We start from the raw sequence: 18,653 nt of genomic DNA on the forward strand, positions 1-18,653 counted from the left end.
ATGAGCTTTAGTTATTTTACCATGCATATGAGACCCGAACCTTCAGGCGCAGAATTCAAACGCAACGCTGCTGAAATTAGTTATGATCTTGTCATACAGCTTGAAGTTGAACATGAAGGTTTTGAAAATTACTTGTTTCAACAACAGAAATTTATGCTGATCATGAAGAAGAATTGGATCCGAAGTGCTTTGTCTGGTAAGCAGTTCGAGTTTCGGATAAAAGATACTGATGTTGATGAAGGAAACGTCTTATCCATGTTTGATTTCTCGTCCTTAATCGAAGGGTTTCGAATTTCACTTCCCAATAGGGCAGCTGCAGAAAAGTTGAGAGTTGAGATCCTTGAGGATTTGATGCTTCACATCTTAAAGCAGCAAAAGATGTTTACAAGTTCATTTGAGAAATTGAGTAGTTAAATACATAAAAACCTTTTTTGATCCCCCAGCTCGCCAGTCGGGAAAGGCAAGCGACTCACAGGGCCTAAGCAGCTCGCTACGCGACCAGCCAAGGCCCTGTAGATTCCATTGCCTTTCTGATCCTCCTTTGCTGACGAAGTAAATAGAAGGAGCTACAATGCGTTTAAAAGTGATGTGAGATAAAGAAGTACTTTGAGGAGGTGGATTTTTCCATACATAGAGCAACGAAACAATAAGATGTAATCTGATATGTAAGATATTATGTAAGACATATGTCTTACAAATAAAGGACCTACCTTTATTAAGGTAAAGTCCTTTTTTTATTCTTCTTCAATCTCAATGAATTTTTCCATACAGTCACCGCAAATAATATTTAGCTTCTTCTTAGATTTGATTTTGGGATCTTGGCAAGTAGGGCAGCACCATACGGGCTTTGGTTTCTTTGGTTTATCATCCTGTTCTTTGTCCTCATCTTCATCCTCATCTCCCCAGGAATATCGATTAAGTACAAAGGCTTCCGGATCAAGGTCAAGTGACTCTATCCAAGATTTTCTTAACGGAGTCAGACTTGTCTGGCTCCAACCGTAGCTTTTATTAAATTCTACGGTAAGTCCAACACGCTCTGCATAAGCTTTAAACTTTTTATTATGATAGCTTCCGCCTCTTGATGTATCCTGAATTCCATTTTCTGAACAGTATAGGTGAACCATCTCATGAATTAGTGTATGAATGATTTCAGTTAATCCCCGAACGAGATACTCTGCAGTAATGTTGATTTCATATTTTTTGATGGCCTTGTCTTGGCTAATCCAGATCTTCTTTTCCGTACACCATCCATAGATATTCCTAGAACGATTCCCTTGATATTGAATCAAGATTGCTGGTTCTGTAAGTTCTCCGTTAAAAAGCTCCGTATTTAAGATCCGAAAGGCTTTATATAGTTCCTTTATAGGTCGATAGATTGAAACCTCATCATCAATTTTCCCCATGTAGTCACTCCTTATTGAAATATATATTTCAATACTATTAATATCGGTTAGTCGCTTACTAATATTTACATTGGCGACGATAACAAGTAGAGACAACTTTTCATCTTGGCTGGCCTGGAAAAAAGAAAAAAAGGCGCTTTGATCACATTTATAGTATTGTATACATAGTATGTATGTATTATAATTAAGATATAACAAAGAATGAATTTGTAGGTGATCTTATGATAGGAGGTACTTTTCTTGCCTGTTCTTCGGTTACTAGATGTTGAAATAGAAAAACTTCGTGAACAACTCAACAAGCTAGCGATGTCTTTAGGAGTAAGAGATCCGAAAGTATTAGAGAAAAGTCAGCAGCTCGATAGGTACATCCTAATGTCTCAGCGTATGAAAAATTGTAAAGAAAAAGAATGCACTGAAGAATGCCGAACTTATTGCCATCTGTTTTATAAAAAGATGTAAAATGAAAGTAAATCGGTTGCTATAGTAATCAAAAGCCGAAAATTTAAGGGGGAAAAGCATGCGAACGTTTACTAGTCCAAGTGAAGTTGTTGCTTTTATAGAAAACTATGAGCATATTCCGAATGGATTAAAGAACGTAGACTTGATGAAAGAAATTTTTGAAGGGTTCGAATTAGGGTTATTTGAGCTTTTAACAGAAAAAGAAAATGCTCCATTAAAGCAAGTAGAGTGGACTATTGGATTCGGCTATATTTTTAAGTGTTTCTTGTATTTTATGGCGCTTCATGGCTATGCCCTGAGTCATCAAAAGGATAAACCTCTTTATGATCTTAATGAAACGATTGAAGCATGGAGAAATTACCAGCAAGAAAAGTATTACGCTGAAGTAGGACTTAAACCGGAGCCATCTTTCAAAGACTTCGTACTACTAAAAGAGGAAGATACGCATTTAGTTGAATCTCACAATTTCCTACATAGAATAATGAGAGAACAAAGACATCGTGAGGCTATCATGATAGCGATCGAGGATCGATTGATAGAACCTGAATTAGATAACACAGAATTAGGAATACTTATTCATCGGGATTACGGGATGGTTTATGCGTTTGATATCTTTCTTCCTTTCATGGCATTACACGGCTATACACTAGAAAAGATTGAAACTATAAAACTTCCATTCTTCAGTCTAGAGGAAACCATAAAGTATGTAGAAAAATAAAGATTAGATATCAAAGTATATTCGGATTTTGTGGTGGATTGTATGTGTAGCTTGTGATATATAGTTGAATAATGATTACTATGGGATGGTGATAATAGATGACTGATGATTATAAAAAGGTGAATGATTTAAAGAGTGGAATAAGAATGATTCTTATTGTATTAAGTACTTCTATATTATTGTCGGGTGCACTTACTGCATTCTTGGGTAGAACATTGTACGCACTCCCTTTCTTATTAATCTCACTCTCGGGAATGATAGCATTAACCTTTAAAATATCACAAATAAGTTCGTATAGCTTTGAAAAGCCAGATTGGAAACCAATCTCCTTAAATAAGCAAACTGATACCATTATGAATTATCTTAAAACTTGGATTATAAAGCATCCGTTCGTTATTATATTTAGTATAGGTTTTTTATTATTAACTCAACAAAATCTCAAATCATTGGCAGTAGTCAAAACCTTATTACCTCATGTTCCAGTTACATATCAAACGGCTTATATTTTGTTGTCCGTGTTTGTGTTCTATGAACTTTTCTTTCTCGTCATTTCCAAATTAAAACATCCCATGATTACTGTAATAAAGATTGTCACAGGATTATGCTATATACCCATCTATTTTTACGTAGGGATCACAGGTGCATCTGCTATTATTAAATTCGTCTTTGATTTTCTTGTCGGAAGTATGTTGGGTATAGTTAAAAATGAGATCTTACCAAGCCAAATAATTTTAGGTGCATTTATTTCAATTATTGTAATATGGACTTTCTCGTACTATTTTATCAATAGCATTAAAACACCAACAAAAGAGGCTTAATTATGGACATTTTAAATCTGAGGAAGTTTAATATTCATCAAAAAAATATGTTTGCGAATGTCTTCCTGGAAGGACATGCTTCTAATCAATCTGAGTATTTCCGATTATTACATCAATCTCAATATAAGAAAGTTAAAGGGAATTAGAATGGAAGTAATCTACCGTGGAATGAAAATCATAATAGAATGTCCTGACTGCGGTTCCGGTAATGAAATGTCATGGCAGCCGCTGATTAGGGAGTTTTGGTGTAGTCGATGTGACTATTTGATGGACTGGGATGATGTAAAAGCAAGAGGTAACTACCGTCAGGTCGACGATCCAGAAAACGTAGTTGAGATCTAAAAATAGATATTGGGAGTGCAGAGGGCTTGCCCTTATTGTAAGACATTTTTTGTTGCTTCCAGGAAATAGCCAATGAATAATATCAGGAGCTTGAGCGAAACTTCACGTTAAGGTGTAGTCCATAAAGGGCTACACTTTTTTTGTTATAAATATATTGTATACATACTATGTATGTAGTATAATAGTAATTGTAATAACCACCACATTATTTACTAGGAGGAATTTAAATGTTTGAAAGTATTATCCATGTTGTCGGTGCAACAGTCACTATTGGTTGGATAGGATGTTTCATTCTATTTCTATTAGCAGATCGCAAGAAAGGTGAAACTACTCGAATTGTATCCGTGAAATATGTTAATTGCACTGAGGAAGATTTTGTGGCCACTGCTGAAACTAACACCATCCTACGAAAAGCGAGTTAATCTTATATAGTTAAAAGATGTAAGATGTAATGTCTTACAACCATGTAAGACATTACATCTTAATCATGAAGGTTGTTGATTCCTTCATTTTAACCATTGTTTCGATCGCGATAAACTTACTGTATATAACATTTTAAAGGACTGGCGAAATTAACGCTTAGTTCTTTTTTGTTTATGATAATGTATATAATTGTCATTGATAAGGGAACGTAAGTTTGTCTATAATATATACAAACAAATGTTCCTGTAGGAGGGTGAATGATGATTTCTGATTTTGAACGAAAGGTACATAGAATATTGTATAACTACTCAGGACAACGCCTACGAATGCCTACAATGAAGGAATTGCAAACCAAAACGGGGCATGACGGCAATAAGATAAAGGATGCTCTTTTAAATCTCGAAAAGCAGGTTCTCATTGCATGGGAAGATAAAGAGAGTTTGGATAGTATTGTTCTCTTAAAAGGTTGGGAAGATGAATCGGATCTGCCAAGATCCGTTACGGCTACTCACACTTCGACAAATTATTGGACGGAGTATTAAATATTATGAAGAAGCTACAAGGTAATGGAATTTTTGAAAGTTCACGGATGATACTGCCAGAATACAGAGAAGCTTTCATACAAAGAGAAGAAGCGAAGCAAAGAGAAGAACAACGAATACGAAAAAACTTTGATCAACAAGAAGTAGAACGCATAGTGAGAATTATGAGTGAATCCATGCAGGTCAAGAGTAATATAGACATTCAGCTATACGATGATTATGAGGATACGCATGTAATCGGAATTGTTGAGCAGTTAGATCCATATGGAAAAAGGTTCCGGGTAGATGGTGAATGGTTTAAGCTACGAGATATTATCTCAATAGAGGATTAGTAATAGGTGCATTCGGTTGTTAACCGGATGTACTTTTTTTATGCGTAAAGAAGAGAAGGAATCTCTACATCTGAATAGGTAGAGATTCGATTATCGTCTAGCCGTTCCTTCAATCTGTACTCATGATTATCCAGATGATAAAAGGACGCTATGATTAATCGTCCGTTTATTTGATGGATCGGTAATATGAGATTAGGTAAAAGGTAAAGCTCAATATGTTCTTTATTCTTTAGGTTTTCTTCATCCGATCTACCAACGTAATCAGGTCTAACAATCATATCAGGAATATGCTTACCGAAACACAATAGATCCTTTGCGTGTTTCTTTTTGATATGACGGATTCGTCTGGGGGTTAAATACACATTTGAATCACTACAAGAAGGAAAATATTCCTTCATTAGATCAGGAGGTAATACTCCTACCACCTGTGTTTGTTTGCTTTTGACATTGAAACCATACGATTTCGACAATTAAATCACACTCCTCTTTTTTGTTTGATTTCATAGAATAGGCAGAACGAGCTGGTATATAACGCTTTTGCCGCTCTAGCACGGCTGACTGTTATCACGAGGATTAAATATCGTTTAGCAGTCAGTTTTGTGACATGAACAGTAAAAGGAGATCGGGAAATGAATGTAACGAATAAGGGTAATCTTTTTGCTCGATCCTCCTAAACCAAAAAGTGTCAGAGAGGAGTGAATTTAATATATTTGGATCCACATAATATTGTATACATACAATGTATATGGTATAATAAAGAGGTGATGAAATACCGTAAGGAGTGAGTAAAGTGAAGAAATATATCTATAAGTCTCTTGAGGAATACAATCATTTTGTATATCAGTGCATCGGTTTTTTAGAGAATGATGAAGATCGTACTGCAGAAGATGAAAATTATAAATTGATCATTACTAAAGGATTCAAAGGCGATTGTATTCGTGAGGATCTTAGTTTGTTCTTGATCCCGAATAGAACGAACGTGCTTAAGGTTTTACATGGAGAGTATAAGGATAAATCTTTTCTCATTACTGAAGAATTGGAGTTCGAATTTGTTGGTATTCAGTTCCTTGATTATGTATTTGGAGTTCATAAAACGGTTAATATCCCGAAAATAGCCTTCCAGGAAGTAGCATGAATAATATACGGAATTAATCGTCTTACAAATGTAAGATGATATGTAAGACTAATAGGAGGGAACCATGGGTAAGAAAATACAACTTAAGCCAATTTTGTTTCATACCAAAAGAAACAAAATGCTTATAAGGCGTTCAGCATGGGAAATCACAGTAGATGAAGTGAGTGCTGCATTTGAAGATCGAAGTGGTGTAATCGAAAGGTATTCAGTTTTAGATGTTAAGTCATGTGACTTTGCCATAGAGGAGGTTGTTCAAGTGTTTATCGATGGAAAATGGGAAGAGGGAGTAGTAAAGGATCGTTTAGATAAAGGCATTCAGCTCTTATATGTAGTTGAAAACAAAGATCAATTACTACATAGAGTTAAATGGGACTTTGACTTAAAAGAAAGACAAATAAGGAAGATAAGGTATAGAGGTTATATCATACGTGGCGATCATGAATTTATAGCGCACCAGGAAGGAACAATAGAAGAGTTGGAAAGCTGGTATAAGGGACATTCTGCATTCAATGAACCTAATACAGATCTTTTAACTCTTCCAACATTAGATACATAGATTTACGATCATGAGCGCTCATAGCGCTTTTTTTATTATGGAAATAGATAGGTAACCAATCCATCAGTTACCGCTACTTATGCTACTAACGATGTGTTAACGTACAGTTAGGTGATTATATGTACATTGAACCAATGCTTCTAGTAGATCAGAAAGAAGCATATGAATCCAAAGATTCTATTGTAGAGCTGAAGTTAGATGGGATTCGTACAATATTAAGTGTTAACGATAAAACACGCATATTTACACGGCATAACAATGAGATTACATCAAACTTTGAAGAGGTGACTACAGCGGCTGCTAGAGCTGCTAAAGCACCTATGGTTTTAGATGGTGAGCTTATTGTCAGTGATCTAAGTACTGGTAAGCCTGATTTCTCCGCTATGATGAGCCGCTTTTCATCTCGATCTAGATCAAAGATCCCTACGCCAGGTCTAACTTTTGTGGCTTTTGATATACTCTCCTATGATGGTAAAGATCTAAGAGGGTTACCATTAATGAAACGTAAGGAGATCCTTGAAGAGGTACTATCAGAGAATGAGATTATAAAAAAGATAAGATACATGGAATCTGGTTTCGTGCCGCTATACGAGCTGTGTAAGCAAGAGCAGCTTGAAGGGATTGTAATAAAGAAAAAGGATGCTGTATACCATTCAGGCAAGCGACCTAAGAGCGTATGGGAGCGAGTAGTGGTATACCAACGAGAGCGATGTATCGTTACTGGTTTTTCGAAAAAGGAAAAGTCTTGGTACATTGGTATTAGGCGTGGCGATCATATTGAATCTGTAGGAGCGGTGAAGTATGGACTAAATACTTCCAAGGCCAAAGCGCTATATCCAAAGCTTCTAAAAAGCGTTATTAAAGAAAATCAAGCATATGCAATAGTAAAGCCAGAGCACGAAATATTGGTTAGATTCAGACACTATACTAAAGATGGAAAAATGCGTTTGGCAGTAGTTGAGGATGTATACAATAAATAAGGAGAATCCAATGATATAGGGTTCTCTTTTTTTATTTGTCACAAAGTATTGCATACATACTATGTATATAGTATAATAATTATATAAGAAAGGAGCTAATAACGTATGAATATGATAGCAAGCAAAACTCAAGAGTGGCGTAGAAACACACATTACGAGCAAGTAAACTTTGCCAATCATATTAATGAAAAGATAACGAGTCAGAAAGCTGAGGTAGTTATATATCGTAGTAAAGTAATGCAACACACTGCTTTTTTAAAATCTTTTGAGGGTTCCAAAAGTGGGATCTGCGATATACTTGAAACTTATCGTAACAAGTTCCCTGGAGTGAGATATATAATTTACGAGGGAAAAAATCGGGAACTAAATGACATCATGACTTTACATAAAGCTGGTTTTAGAACTGAAGGGTATACAGACTTAGTAGATTTTATTAAATCGGTAACACAAACAACCAAAATCTATTGGAAAAGAACATAGAATAGGAGAATGAAAAAATGGAGTATGTATTCGGTGGAGTAACATTATTTATAGTAGGAGTAATATTTGTCTTGATTAAGTCTCTTAAAAAATCCATACAAGCGGAAAATGAGAATATCCAGAGCATCAAGCAGCAGCTTGAGAACTGTGATAAATGCAGTCACTTAGTTGAAAGTCTTTGAAGCTAGTAAAAACGGTGACAGCCTAGAACAGAAAATAAAGTTCTAGACTGTCACCGTTTCATTTTGAACAATAAATGCTTTCTTCATTCTTCATATACGTCTACTGTCATTTGAACACGCATACCTTCATGCAAGTAACCTTTATAAACTTGTGTTATATCCTTCATGCTACCTAACTCTATGGGTGCAACGCTTAGGCGCTCAATAACTTCCTTTTTATTAGTTTTAATTATCACACGTGCTTCACTTTGTTCTGCAAAGCGGATGTTTTTTACCAGTAATTCTTTAGGGTATTGTAGGCCAAAATCCATCCAACCATAAGGACCATGGGTTTCAAAATCAATATATGATACATTGCCAATTATTATTTCATCATCTTCCAAGCCAAGTTGCCTTAACGCTTTATATAATCTGTTCCTGAATTCCTTAAAGTCCTTGATGATTATCAAAGCAGGTTGGTCTTCTAATGGGAGCTTTTCAATATCTTCCGGTAAAGAGTTGTCTGAAAAGTCTCTAAAATATGAAGCTGGAATAACACCGCTTACCCTGTGTTTTCCCTCACTATCAGGAGAAGGGAACAAGCTGTTTTTCATGATGTACACACAAAAACAAGGCAATTCTAAACTGCGTTTATCTTTCATAAATAGTCGTCTTCCGCTTGTTTCCTTTAGTAATGGTCTGGTGTTAGGGTTTAAGATGCAGCTAGACTCATATTTTTGCGTCAATTCAGATATACGTTCAACATCTAAACTATCACAAAATGCTAGGGTTCCCTCTAAGCCATCTCCACGTCCATCCCCATATTTTTTTGCGTAGTCAATCCATGATTGGGGGGTGTTGAATTTGATCGATCCTTTATCTACAAAGGCATCAGCATATTTTGAGCTAGTTAATCTAAAGACAGCAGAAAAACCATTAGGTTCTGACCATTCTCCCATAAAGCACCTCTCTTGTTTAAAGTGAAATATCGGTATAAAACTCTCATGCGGCTTAGCTTAAGGCGCTTTCAGTCAGTCTAACACTCTTTTTTCTCAGTCTACAACTATGTTTTCTCCTGAAAATAAAAAGGATCTAATAATGGTAGTTTTGATTATTGGAAACGAGATTGTTTTTGAAATATAAAATTCAATTCTACTTACATTACATCGTTTACTATGAACACAATTTAATGACAGAATAAAGAAAGGAGGAAAGTTCCATTGATACGGGCTGATGCTAGCGGCTCTAATGCGGCATAAAACGCCGCCTAAGAGCCGCTACGCACCGCTGTCGGGTTACTCCAGCCGATAACGAGAGCGCCTAAGCCGGGGAAAGCGTCCCGGCAAAGGCGCTCTACGTTCCTGTCTGTCGCTTAACACCACGCCACGGAGCCAAGATCCTAAACCGAATATCCAAGACATCGAATGAAAAATCCGGAAGTCCCAAAACACTGATTCCGGATTTTTTACGTTTATATGATCCATTCGATTAACCGGATGTCATAATCAATATTCGCTTTTGCCCATCCATATTATCGTTAACATCGACCACGTAACAGCCGACTTATTCGATTTCTTTGTGTCGTATGTATGACTCACTAATGCTGCTATTTTGCATTCTGGCGGATGTACGCAACAGGTAGAGCTCAGCGGGTCAGGGAAAAAAACGAAAGTAACTGATTTTCCTATAGTATTGTATACATAGTATGTATGTAGTATAATAAGTATATAGAAAGAAACCACCACAACATCTAAGGAGTGTATAAGAAAATGTTAAATCGCGAAAAGGTAATTGAATATTTTAGACAACATTTTGATGATACAAATTCCGAAAAAGACAGGCTTATTAAGGACTTCATGATCTTGATGGAATTTGGAAATTTCGATGAAGAAGATGAAGATTCCGGACCGGATTTCTAAAATTTGATTTTGGAAGAGTAGAGGCTTTGCCGTTTATTTATAAGTTTAAAATATTTAACAACATGGAGGAATGAACATGAGTAGTGTTTATCAAATTGTAACCGAGCAAATCAAAAAGAAATTACAAGAAGGGGTTGCTCCTTGGAGAAAACCCTGGAGAGCTGATCAAATTGCAATGAACTGGTTTACGGGGAAACCTTATCGCGGCATTAACTTACTCCTTACAGAGTCTGGAGGTGAGTACGCTACATACAAACAGATAAAAGAAAGCGGAGGTAAAATCAAACCAAGTGAGATAAAAAATTATACCCTGATTGTTTTCTTCATGACTAAAGACATCGAGGATGATAAAGGTAAAGAAGTAAAAATACCTATTCTAAGATATTACAGAGTTTACGAAATCAATACACAGTGTGAAGGGCTAAACTCAAAACGTCCACCAGTAGAGAACACGAATGAAATGCAACCGATCGAACGAGCGGAGCAACTAGTGCGAGATTTTGCAGATGCACCTGAGATAATTCACAAAAGCGGTCGAGCGGTTTACAGACCACATTTTGACCAAGTGAGTGTACCGCCGCTGATGGATTACAATGTCCCAGAAGCATACTATAGTACATTGTTCCATGAGCTTGTTCACAGCACTGGACACGAACGGAGATTAAAGCGTGCTATCAAAAATCAATTTGGAGATGAGCTATATAGTAAAGAAGAACTTGTAGCGGAGATCGGAGCGGCCATGTTGTGCGGAGTGGCTGGGATTGAGCAAACTACCATCGATAATAGCGCTTCTTATATAAACGGTTGGCTCAAGGCTTTGGACAATGATGCTACATTGATAGTAATGGCCGCAAATGCAGCTCAGAAAGCGGCAGACTACATTCAGAACATTAAACCTAATATAACGGTAAAAGCGAGCTAAAAAGCGGCCGACCCTAACGGGTCGGCTTTTTTTGAATACCAAATCATAAAAGATCAAACCCTTCTATTTTAACTTCTGGAGCATCATTATATGAGAACCCTAAATGCTAGATTTGATATTGTCTCATGCTAAGGTCCATTTCCCATAATATAGGACTCAAAATTCGAAAGAATGTATCAAATAAGGGCTTGAACACATGTCTTACATAAAGTCTTACACCATGTAAGACTTTGGGGTATTTCCGTTTATATCAACGTAAGACATTAGTAAGACGTATGTAAGACACGACAAAAACACTTAAATTTAATAGTTTGATAGATTCAACTTTCAGGATTAATATAATTGAATTTTGATTTTCAATAGTGAGAAGATGAACAAAGTAGAGAGGAGCTGCCTGACTGGCAGTTTTTCTTTTTTCCAGCCCAGCGGTTTTAAACCGGCACATGAGTGAGGGGGACACGGCCTTTAGGCCGTGAGCGGAGAGGTGCGGAGTCCGCGAAGCGGGCGAGGTACCTCCTCGCGCTCCTCCTTACTTATGTAAGGCAGGATAAGGGACTGTGTATTTGCATACACAGTCGTATTCACATATACGTGGCAAAGCCACGTAAATAAAGGATTTTTTGTATGAGTGTTTTGATGTGTATAGTTCATTAGTAATACATATTTATAGGAGTGTAGAACTATGTTATACTATATATACCAAGGGATTTCTTGGTAGTGTTTTGATGAGTATTGATAGAAAGGAGGTATTTCGATGGGAGAAACACAACAGAGGGTGCAAGTTCTTTTTGATGATGATTTACTTAAAAGTTTAGACGCTGAGTGCAAGAAGCAAGGGATGAATCGGAGTGAGTTTATACGTTCTGCGGTTGAACAACGGATCTCTTCTAATTCTGCAGAGCAAGGGTTGGATACGATTTTGAAGATGTTAAGAAAAGTACTTCAAGATGAGTTGAATCCTCAATTTAATCGACTTGCTAAGATGCAAGCGAAAACCACTAAAGCAGCTGCTACAGCGATGTACATGCAACTTGTTACGGTTTCAGCATTAGGTCTGGATGGTAGAGATTCTCTGAAAAGTGCTGAAGAAAAAGCTGTAGGATATCTAACAAATAAGGAGTCGTAATTTCATGCGTCCGTTTAAAGCCCCCTTTTACTTTAATATCAAGTTCTACAAGGCAGAAGGGGATAATGGAAAGAAAAATAGTGCTCATATCCGCTACATAGCCACTCGTCCAGGAGTAGATCTTGGTTATGAGCTTGATAAAGATATGGAGCTTGTACCGGACACACCAGAGCACCATATCAAGTATGCTCATGAGCGGCCAAGAAGTCATGGATTATTTAGTTCTGGAGATGGTGAAGTTGATATGCACGCTATACAAAAAGAGCTTGCAGAGCACAAGGGAATGGTTTGGAGATCGATTATAAGTCTCCATGGAGATGATGCCGCTCGACTCGAAATGGAATCTAGAGAGTCCTGGGAAGAAGTTATTAAGCAGCAGTTGCCAAGAGCGGCTGAAGAAATGGGGATTCAAGAAACCAATCTTCGTTGGGTAGCAGCTTTTCATGCAGAGGTCGGACATCCACATGCTCATATCGTTTTTTGGGAAAAAAATCCTAAAAGGAGACTTGGGAAAGTGACTCCTCATGTTAAAGACGAGATGCGTAAAAAGTTTGTTCAGAAAATTTATGCTGCTGATCGAGATCAATATAACAGATTGAAGACTGTTACTAGGGATCTAATGAAAGAACGAGGGATTTCTACGTTACGAGAAGCTGTTAAGTTTGCTAGAGGGATAAGAACAGGAAATATAGAGGTTTTAGAGCATAGCCTTGATGCTGGGAGAATTGTAGAGCATGGCGTTACAGCAAAAATGGACATGGAACAAACAAATGAGCTTATATCTAGATTAGAAGCACTATCAGGGATAATGCCTAAAAAGGGTAGAATCATGTTGAAATTTATGCCTGAAAACGTGAAACATGAAGTTAAGAAGATATCAGAATGGATCTATGAACAATCTCAGATGAATCCTATGAGATCTGATTATGAAAAGTCTGCTGAAATGTTAGCACGGCCTTATTCTAATCAGGAGTCTCAAATTCAAGAAGCTGTAGATCGAGCCAAAGAAGACATGATCAATCGTATTTCTCAATCTGTGTTAAGAGCTGCTGCCGAATTAGGTAGAGAAAATTTATTCTCAATTCATCCCGAAAAAGCCAAGGCAGTAATTGAAGCCGTGAAAATTGCTCAAAAGCCAGTTCTCTTTGATAAACGAGCTGAAGTATCTAAAGGTGTCTATTTAAATCTAGATAAAGCTGGAATTGATCATTCTATTATTAAAGTAGTGATGGATAAATTGGAATTGAACTTCTTAGAAAATATGGTTGGTCCAATAAAATCGTCTAACAATGATTTGGAGACACCAGAAAAACTAGACAAAGGTACTGCTTATTTACTTAAGGCGGCTTTAGGAGAAGAAAGAGCAGAGCTAGTCCTTAGAGCTTCAGGATATTACACTGAGGCAGTAGAGGTGATGAAGGGAATAAAGCAATTAGCTTACGACCTGGATTCGATAGGTAAGAATGTGAAATTCCACAATCCTCATATTAAGTTGGTAAATCAACTTTCCACTTTACTTTATACTTGTGGAATGAATCCCTATGAAGTGAAGACAGTTATCCATGATTACAATGAGCGTTCCTCTTCACTAATTGATCCAGAAGTAATTGATAAAGAATCAGCAAAGTCTTTTAAAAATGTTATAGAGACACGGGACTGGGGAAGAGAAGTCCTATTGAGCAAAAAAGACTTCTCAGAACTAAGTCAAAAAATAGGAATCAATACAGAATATCCGTGGCGCTCAGAAAAACAAAGAGATTTTGCTGTCAGAGGTCATAAGCAGTCCATAGCAAATAGTTTGTTTAAAAATGCACTGCATCATATGGATTCATTTGTTAAACGTGCAGCGCTAGATCGAGAAAGAGCCAAGCTCCAGGCTCTACACAAGATCAGACTTGATGCAGAAAAAGAACAGGAAGATCGCGAACGAAACAATGGAAGATCACGACGGTGATTTTATAAAGAAGGAGGAGTAATGTGCAGAAAGCATTAAAAATAACATCATTCATCATATTTGTGGTTTTTTTTCATGCGTATGTAGCAGGTGCTGGTATCTCTGCTTTTTTAACATTAGATCGAACAGATTGGAACAATGGAGATTTAGGACCGGCTATGGAGCAATGGAAATCTGACTTTCTAAATCCAATAGATACTTACCAAATATTATGGATGCCGCAATCTCCATTTCAATACGAAATAGGTCAATGGGTGTTATATAGTTTTCCGGTATCTTTAATTATTTTTTTGACAGCATTTTACGGGTGGATATGGAAGAGGAAAACCTTTAGAGAAGCTCAGGAATACGGAAGTCATGGAACCGCAAGATGGGCTACTACTAAAGAGATATTCAGAAAAGGAGAAGTTACTGGAAATCCCTATAATGAACGGAATACAGCTGGTGTTATTCTTGGGTATCAAGAATCATTATTCGGAGGTAAGAAGTACATCACGATTCCACCAGATTCTGAAATAAATCAGAATATAGTGGTTTATGGTGGATCAGGTATAGGTAAAGATTTTACCTATATTAAAACTCAAATATTTCACAGTATGGTACCTTACGAACCTAAGTCTAAGAAAAGAAAGCAGGCTTTGGTTGATCGAGGGATACCTACAGAATATAGCTTGCTTGTGGTAGATCCGAAAGGGGAAGCATATCGGGACACAGCTGTATCACTAGAGGAGAATGGTTATGAGGTATACCAATTCAATTTAGTTAACAGGAAGTCGTCTCATCGGTGGAATGGATTAGATTATGTCACTGATGATATCGAAGCTACAAGACTCGCTAATTTAATTATTAGTAATGGATATGATAAATCTGGTGGTGATCCGTTCTGGCCTAAAGCGGAAAAAGCACTTTTAACAGCTGTTATCCTTTTTGTTAAATATGAGACGCCACCTGAGCAGCAACATATACCGAATGTCTTACATATAGGTATGACCTATAACAATGAAGATGAACTAGATATATTATTTGAGTCTTTGCCCTATAACCATCCAGCGCTTGGAAGCTACCGGATATTTAAACAAGCGCCACCTGAAACGAGAGCAGGTATACTTATAGGTTTCGGGGCAGAGCTTCAATTGTTTGCAAATCGTGAAATTACTGAGATGACTACTCAATCTGATTTTAAACTTGATGATATGGGAAGAAAGAAAACAGCGGTATTTATGATCATACCAGATGGAGATACAACCTTTGCTTCTATAACATCACTATTTATGACTCAAGCTTTTCAACAATGGTGGAAGGTAGCAGAAGAGAACGGAGGAACATGTCCAATAGGTATTCGAGTATTGGGAAATGAGTGGGCGAATATTGGTCGTGTGCCGATGATAGCAGAGCGAGCGTCAGTTATGCGTTCTAAAGGAGTATCGCTACAGATTATCCTACAAGGTCGCGCACAATTAGATAAGCTTTATGACAAAGATGCAGAGATACTCCTTTTGAATTGCGATACTACTATATTTTTAGGTACAAATGATACGCGCACGGCAGAGCAGATGGAAAAGGATCTAGGTGATATGACGATTGAGGTTCAAACTCATTCTAAGCAACCAGGTTCAATGTTAGGTGTAGGATCAAGTGTTTCCACGCAGCACCAGGCAAGGAAACTAAGAACAGCCAATGAAATAAAGAAGAATTCAAGAAAGAAGAACATTATTATTCAAAATGCATCAAATCCGTTTGAGACGTTGAAAACACCCTTTATCGATCATCCATTAGCAAATGGTTTCAAAAAACGTAATGCTAAAGATATGACTGCTCCTAAACATAAAGGATATAAGCTTTTCAGCAGAGAGGATTACAACCGAGTCATCGGAGCTGTTCTAGAGCCATCAACTGTTAGTGCTGAGGCTGCTCAGGAGAATTTCATGGTTCAAACAAAGAACCTAAACGCTCTAGATATTCTTGATTCAATTTCTTTCCCAGCCCAGGAAACAGAAACTGAGCTTACAAATAGTTCTGAAAATAGTGCTGTCCATGTCATGGATAGTACTGAAGAAAATAGTTCAAGTGAAGCTGCAGCTGAAGAGGAAGTTTTAGAAGAACTAGTAAGAGAGGATCAAGCAACTGAAGCGGCTGTGATTGGCTATGCCATAGAGGAGATAGAATCAAGCGTAGCGGCTATAGAGCCTATATCAGCTGGAGCAAACAATGAAGTTGCCGCTTCTTCTGAACCAGAGCACGATGATTCCTCATTAAGAAGTTTGACATTGACCGATGGTGAATCAGTAGTCGTCGATACTTCAACAGGAGAAGTCTTCTCAGATGAACCTATAGACGTAGAAGACACTTTGTTCGTTCCTAATAGAATGGATAACTCAGATATGAGTAGTAATCATAGTGAGAATATTGAATCAGATATATTAGATTCCGGTGAGAGTAAGAAGAATGTTGAAGATGCAGCTTCTAGCAGCGTATCTAAGATAAGTACTTTGAACATTAAAAAAATCGATCCGAAGAAGTTATTAGAGGACTTATAAGTAAAATCTTCATTTTAAGTATATTGGAGGTACTACAATGAAAGTATCTGATGAAGATAAGAGAAAAGCTAGACAAACGGATCTTCTTTCTTACCTAGAAGGTGAAAATGAGAAAGCACTGAAGCAGGGGAAAACACCTCCTTACAGTATAGTTCGTGAAGGAAGAGAGTACCGTTTAAAAGACTATGGCGGACTATTGTTTAACAATAATTACTGGAACCAAAGAAGTACCAATAAAGGAGGGAATACTCTCGATTTTTTGGTTGAAGTTGAAGGAAAAAACTTTAAAGAAGCCGTTTCTCTTCTTGTTGGAACTGAATATAAAAAAGTTGATGTACCAAAGGAATTAAAGGAGAAATCAGAAATACCATTTGAGTTACCTGAAAAAAATGAATCTTTTAGAAGATCCATTGCCTATCTAACTAAAACTAGGGGATTGGATGCAGAACTTATTCTAGAAGAATTTAAACAGGGTCGTATATACGAAGAGAAAGAGTATCACAATGTTGTCTTCGTTGGAAGAGATCGAAATAATGAGCCTGTATGGGCTCAAAAAAGGTCCACATTAACAGATAAAAAGTTCGTTGCTGACCAAAAAGGAAGCAATCCGAGTTACCCTTACTTTTACGGGAATCCGGAAGCAAGAACAGTCGTTGTAATTGAATCACCTATTGAGGCATTATCTTTAGTGAATATAATGAAAATGCTGAAAAAAGATATATCTGATCTATGCTTCTTGCCTTTAGGAGGACTCCATGATACAGCTTTGCGTCAATTTTTGAAAGATCATCCAGAGACATGCAGAGGGATAATCACAGCATTAAATAATGACCGAGCAAGTCAGGATAAACCTCATGACATAAAAGGGCATGAGGCTAGTAAAATAATTAGAGATCGATATGGCTCTCATTATACTGTGCAAAGTATTTTTCCATTAGCGAATGATTGGAACGATGATTTGCGTGCGTTAAGAACGAAGGATATTCATAAAGATATCTCTCATGATAAAGAGAAAGATATTGAAGCCCAAATCAAGGATTATGCTAAACAGAAAAAGCTTGAAAGAACAAAACAGAGAGAGATTAAACATACAATGGTACGAAGCAGATAATTGTATGTAAGACTTAGTGTAAGACTTTAAGTAAGACAATGAATAAATATTTGTAAGACGTTTGTAAGACAGGTAAGTAAGACAATATATTACTTTGATACGAGGTGCGCTACTTTTGTAGTGCACCTATTTCTTTTTTACTATATTCAACAAAATTTTCTAGTCTAATATACCTAATTCGGCTATGATGTATATACTTCTAAAAAGGATGATAAGAAGGGAGGTTAATATGAGACAAACTATTGAATTAGACGAACTTACTTATCTTGAGTGGAGAGAGCTTTTTAAAAAATATCTAGTAACAAGTAGTGAAGCTGCGGAAATTCTTAATGTGTCAGTGCCTCGAATTACTCAACTAGATCAATCAGGATTATTACACAGTGTAATTAGAGGAAGATATTTAAAAAAAGATGTTTTATCAATTAAAGAGGACATGAGAATCAAACGAGAAAAATATAGAAATAACCCTGATATTATCACATATAACGACGTTTTTGAAATATTGAAAGAAGTGCATAGTGAAACTAGAAGGGCAGTAACTCCGAAGTGTATAGAAGAACGTATCGAGCTTAAAATAAGTAACTCCGATAAGGTAAATATAAAAAACAGAGTAGCCAATGCACTAAGGATTCTATTAAAGAAGAAGCTTGTTAGGAAAGTGAAGTATGGCTATTATCTTCCCAATTGAGATAGAACTGAGAATAATCGCCAAAAAATGAGCCTAATAAAAGGTTC

Annotated in this window: 22 protein-coding genes; 19 read left to right on the forward strand and 3 right to left on the reverse strand. The window is 36.8% G+C overall.

The genetic code is table 11. The annotated features are described in order from the left end of the window. A complete protein-coding gene (locus BK126_RS26215) occupies positions 1–414 on the forward strand; it encodes a hypothetical protein (RefSeq protein WP_076315440.1) in 414 nt (137 codons plus the stop codon). A gap of 320 nt (positions 415–734) precedes the next feature. Here the strand turns inward: BK126_RS26215 and BK126_RS26220 are convergent, their stop codons facing one another. After that, entirely contained in the window at positions 735–1,403 is a 669-nt protein-coding gene (locus tag BK126_RS26220; RefSeq protein ID WP_076315441.1) for a SprT-like domain-containing protein, read from the reverse strand. A 240-nt stretch (positions 1,404–1,643) separates the two neighbouring features. Here BK126_RS26220 and BK126_RS26225 point away from each other — a divergent pair, with 240 nt between their 5' ends. The 6 genes from BK126_RS26225 to BK126_RS26255 all read left to right on the forward strand — a co-directional run bounded on the left by BK126_RS26225 (position 1,644) and on the right by BK126_RS26255 (position 5,037). Continuing rightward, positions 1,644–1,862 (forward strand): aspartyl-phosphate phosphatase Spo0E family protein, encoded by a 219-nt coding sequence (locus BK126_RS26225; RefSeq protein WP_076315442.1) that lies wholly within the window; start codon positions 1,644–1,646, stop codon positions 1,860–1,862. Between the two features lie 58 nt (positions 1,863–1,920). Then, complete coding sequence (locus BK126_RS26230; RefSeq protein ID WP_076315443.1) at positions 1,921–2,580, forward strand: hypothetical protein; 660 nt, start codon at positions 1,921–1,923, stop codon at positions 2,578–2,580. 98 nt (positions 2,581–2,678) lie between these two features. Next, positions 2,679–3,398: a hypothetical protein gene (locus tag BK126_RS26235; RefSeq protein WP_076315444.1), complete on the forward strand. Its 720-nt coding sequence runs from the start codon at positions 2,679–2,681 to the stop codon at positions 3,396–3,398. A 569-nt stretch (positions 3,399–3,967) separates the two neighbouring features. Continuing rightward, positions 3,968–4,162 (forward strand): hypothetical protein, encoded by a 195-nt coding sequence (locus tag BK126_RS26245; protein ID WP_076315446.1) that lies wholly within the window; start codon positions 3,968–3,970, stop codon positions 4,160–4,162. 258 nt (positions 4,163–4,420) lie between these two features. Beyond that, a complete protein-coding gene (locus BK126_RS26250) occupies positions 4,421–4,705 on the forward strand; it encodes a hypothetical protein (RefSeq protein WP_179085602.1) in 285 nt (94 codons plus the stop codon). A gap of 5 nt (positions 4,706–4,710) precedes the next feature. After that, positions 4,711–5,037 carry a YolD-like family protein gene (locus tag BK126_RS26255; protein WP_256703055.1) on the forward strand — a complete coding sequence of 109 codons (327 nt, stop codon included), beginning with the start codon at positions 4,711–4,713 and terminating at the stop codon, positions 5,035–5,037. 38 nt (positions 5,038–5,075) lie between these two features. On the opposite strand, the gene BK126_RS26260 is transcribed toward BK126_RS26255, so the two are convergent. Continuing rightward, positions 5,076–5,507: a hypothetical protein gene (locus tag BK126_RS26260; RefSeq protein ID WP_076315448.1), complete on the reverse strand. Its 432-nt coding sequence runs from the start codon at positions 5,505–5,507 to the stop codon at positions 5,076–5,078. Between the two features lie 320 nt (positions 5,508–5,827). On the opposite strand from BK126_RS26260, the gene BK126_RS26265 reads away from it, so the two are divergent. The 5 genes from BK126_RS26265 (at position 5,828) to BK126_RS29565 (ending at position 8,370) form a co-directional block, all read left to right on the forward strand. After that, a complete protein-coding gene (locus BK126_RS26265; RefSeq protein ID WP_076315449.1) occupies positions 5,828–6,172 on the forward strand; it encodes a hypothetical protein in 345 nt (114 codons plus the stop codon). 64 nt (positions 6,173–6,236) lie between these two features. Next, the gene (locus BK126_RS26270; RefSeq protein WP_076315450.1) at positions 6,237–6,728 is read left to right on the forward strand and encodes a hypothetical protein; all 492 of its coding nucleotides are present in this window, start codon (positions 6,237–6,239) and stop codon (positions 6,726–6,728) included. A gap of 119 nt (positions 6,729–6,847) precedes the next feature. Further along, on the forward strand, positions 6,848–7,708 hold the full coding sequence (locus BK126_RS26275; protein WP_076315451.1) for an ATP-dependent DNA ligase: 861 nt from the start codon (positions 6,848–6,850) through the stop codon (positions 7,706–7,708). A gap of 105 nt (positions 7,709–7,813) precedes the next feature. Then, positions 7,814–8,188 carry a hypothetical protein gene (locus tag BK126_RS26280; protein WP_076315452.1) on the forward strand — a complete coding sequence of 125 codons (375 nt, stop codon included), beginning with the start codon at positions 7,814–7,816 and terminating at the stop codon, positions 8,186–8,188. A gap of 17 nt (positions 8,189–8,205) precedes the next feature. Next, positions 8,206–8,370 carry a hypothetical protein gene (locus BK126_RS29565; protein ID WP_179085603.1) on the forward strand — a complete coding sequence of 55 codons (165 nt, stop codon included), beginning with the start codon at positions 8,206–8,208 and terminating at the stop codon, positions 8,368–8,370. A gap of 83 nt (positions 8,371–8,453) precedes the next feature. Here BK126_RS29565 and BK126_RS26285 read toward each other — a convergent pair whose 3' ends face one another. Further along, on the reverse strand, positions 8,454–9,308 hold the full coding sequence (locus tag BK126_RS26285) for a hypothetical protein (protein WP_076315453.1): 855 nt from the start codon (positions 9,306–9,308) through the stop codon (positions 8,454–8,456). A gap of 810 nt (positions 9,309–10,118) precedes the next feature. Between BK126_RS26285 and BK126_RS29570 the strand changes: the two genes are divergently transcribed. The 7 genes from BK126_RS29570 (at position 10,119) to BK126_RS26315 (ending at position 18,606) form a co-directional block, all read left to right on the forward strand. After that, positions 10,119–10,268: a hypothetical protein gene (locus BK126_RS29570; protein WP_179085604.1), complete on the forward strand. Its 150-nt coding sequence runs from the start codon at positions 10,119–10,121 to the stop codon at positions 10,266–10,268. A 76-nt stretch (positions 10,269–10,344) separates the two neighbouring features. Beyond that, entirely contained in the window at positions 10,345–11,190 is an 846-nt protein-coding gene (locus BK126_RS26290) for an ArdC family protein (protein ID WP_076315454.1), read from the forward strand. A gap of 754 nt (positions 11,191–11,944) precedes the next feature. Then, a complete protein-coding gene (locus tag BK126_RS26295) occupies positions 11,945–12,316 on the forward strand; it encodes a ribbon-helix-helix protein, CopG family (protein ID WP_076315455.1) in 372 nt (123 codons plus the stop codon). Positions 12,317–12,320: 4 nt separating this feature from the next. Further along, positions 12,321–14,270, forward strand: a complete 1,950-nt coding sequence (gene mobP3 / locus BK126_RS26300) for a MobP3 family relaxase (RefSeq protein WP_076315456.1) — start codon at positions 12,321–12,323, stop codon at positions 14,268–14,270. Between the two features lie 23 nt (positions 14,271–14,293). Further along, entirely contained in the window at positions 14,294–16,807 is a 2,514-nt protein-coding gene (locus BK126_RS26305) for a VirD4-like conjugal transfer protein, CD1115 family (RefSeq protein WP_076315457.1), read from the forward strand. Between the two features lie 37 nt (positions 16,808–16,844). Beyond that, on the forward strand, positions 16,845–17,918 hold the full coding sequence (locus tag BK126_RS26310; protein WP_076315458.1) for a DUF3991 and TOPRIM domain-containing protein: 1,074 nt from the start codon (positions 16,845–16,847) through the stop codon (positions 17,916–17,918). 229 nt (positions 17,919–18,147) lie between these two features. Then, positions 18,148–18,606 carry a hypothetical protein gene (locus BK126_RS26315; RefSeq protein WP_076315459.1) on the forward strand — a complete coding sequence of 153 codons (459 nt, stop codon included), beginning with the start codon at positions 18,148–18,150 and terminating at the stop codon, positions 18,604–18,606. Positions 18,607–18,653: the final 47 nt, after the last annotated feature.

Origin of the sequence: Paenibacillus sp. FSL H7-0326, assembly GCF_001955535.1 — a bacterium.
In the GTDB taxonomy this organism is placed as follows: domain Bacteria; phylum Bacillota; class Bacilli; order Paenibacillales; family Paenibacillaceae; genus Paenibacillus; species Paenibacillus shunpengii.